Origin of the sequence: Kitasatospora sp. NPDC047058, assembly GCF_040643935.1 — a bacterium.
Taxonomy (GTDB): Bacteria; Actinomycetota; Actinomycetes; order Streptomycetales; family Streptomycetaceae; genus Kitasatospora.
On the sequence record NZ_JBEYVJ010000837.1, the window covers coordinates 1 to 1516 of the forward strand.

At 74.1% G+C, this 1516-nt stretch carries 2 protein-coding genes and 1 pseudogene; 2 read left to right on the plus strand and 1 reads right to left on the minus strand.

The annotated features are described in order from the left end of the window. On the plus strand, positions 1-448 hold a 448-nt coding region (locus tag ABZ885_RS40945; protein WP_360200267.1), incomplete at its 5' end, for a hypothetical protein. A 57-nt stretch (positions 449-505) separates the two neighbouring features. Here the strand turns inward: ABZ885_RS40945 and ABZ885_RS40950 are convergent. Next, positions 506-1081 (minus strand): TetR family transcriptional regulator, encoded by a 576-nt coding sequence (locus ABZ885_RS40950; RefSeq protein ID WP_360200269.1) that lies wholly within the window; start codon positions 1079-1081, stop codon positions 506-508. A gap of 85 nt (positions 1082-1166) precedes the next feature. Between ABZ885_RS40950 and ABZ885_RS40955 the strand changes: the two are divergent. After that, a pseudogene (locus tag ABZ885_RS40955) lies at positions 1167-1394 on the plus strand (NAD-dependent epimerase/dehydratase family protein); the annotation flags it as partial. Between the last annotated feature and the right edge of the window lie 122 nt (positions 1395-1516).

Below are 1516 nucleotides of genomic sequence, written 5' to 3' on the forward strand. Positions count from 1 at the left end.
CGCCGTGTACGGCTCGCTCCTCGCAGCCTCCGTGGTGGCGACCGCCGGCACCACGGGGAACTTCCCCCGCCTCCAGCTGGTCGGACTCCTGCTGGTCACCGGCGTGGTGTTCTGGGCGGCGCACGTGTACGCGCTGGTCGCCGGCGAGCGGGTCGTCGGCAGGCCGGTCGACCGCCGCGAGGTGCGGCGGGTCGCCGGGCACGAGTGGTCCATCGTGGAGGCCGCCGTCCTGCCCGCGGTGGCGGTGGCGGTCAGCCCGCTCCTCGGCCTCGACCTGGCCAGCACGGCCTGGCTGGCCCTCTCCGTCGCGGTGGCCCAGCAGGTCGCCTGGGCGACCCTCGGTGCGGTGCGGGCCGGCGCGACCCGCCGGATGGCGATCGGCGAGGGTGTCGCCAACCTGCTGCTCGGCCTGGTCATCGTGGCCGCCAAGGCGGCGCTGGGGCACTGACCCCCGGCCGCCGCGCCCGGGCCGACGGCCTGTGGGCCCCGAGGGGCGGGGGAGAGGTCAGGCAGGTGTGCGCCGCGCGAACGCGTTCCCGAGTTCGTCCATCGACGCGCGGACGACGCCCGGCAGGTCCGGTCCGTGCGGCTCGCGGATCCAGTGCGCGAAGGCGGTCCTGAAGACGGCGATCCCCGTCTCGGCGGCCAGGCTCGCGGCCGGCTCGGGGACGCCGCGCCCGCGCAGCGCGTCGGCCATCGCGGTGGCGAGCCCGGCGAGCTTCGTCAGCTCGCGCTCCCTGAGTTCGGCGTTGGCCGAGATGACGGTGTCGCGGAGCCGGACCCGCTCGGGGTTCTCCTGGAGCACCGCACCCAGTGCCTCGACGGCCGTGCCGACCGCGTCCATCGGTGCCGCACCGGCCGGGGCGTCGGCGATGGCGCGGGCCAGCAGCTCCCGGACCATGTCCGTGCCGTGGAACAGCACTTCGCGCTTGTCGGCGAAGTGCCGGTAGAACGTGCGCTCGGTCAGCCCGGCCCGCGCGGCGATCTCCGCCGCCGTGGTCCGGTCGAACCCCTGCTCGCCGTAGAGCGCCAGTGCCGCCTCTGCCAGCCGGCCGCGTGCGTTCGGCTCCCATCGACTCATGCGGTGATCCTACGCGATGACAGTCACTGACATCACGGGGTAGGCTGACGACAGTCACTGACATCACTTGTGGAAGGCTCATCCCATGCGGGTATTCCTCACGGGCGCGTCCGGCTGGATCGGCTCGGCCGTCGTCCCCGAACTCATCGGCGCCGGCCATCAGGTCCTCGGGCTCGCCAGGTCGGACTCCTCGGCCGCCGCCGTCACCGCCGCCGGAGCCGAGGTGCTGCGCGGCGACCTGTCCGACCCGGACACCCTGCGTGCCGGGGCCGCCGACGCCGACGCGGTCGTCCACCTCGCCTTCGACCACGACTTCACGCGGACCGACGCCTCGAACCGCTAGATGCTCTTCTCGGAGCGGACCGGGGTGTCCACCGTGCTGTTGAAGCCGAACTTCTCGGCCTGCGCCCGCAGCTTGTCCCTGCCCAGCTCGGC

Bases quoted from the DNA above. Each gene is read 5' to 3' on its own strand.
- ABZ885_RS40950 (WP_360200269.1), bottom strand. From the start codon at position 1,081: ATGAGTCGATGGGAGCCGAACGCACGCGGCCGGCTGGCAGAGGCGGCA.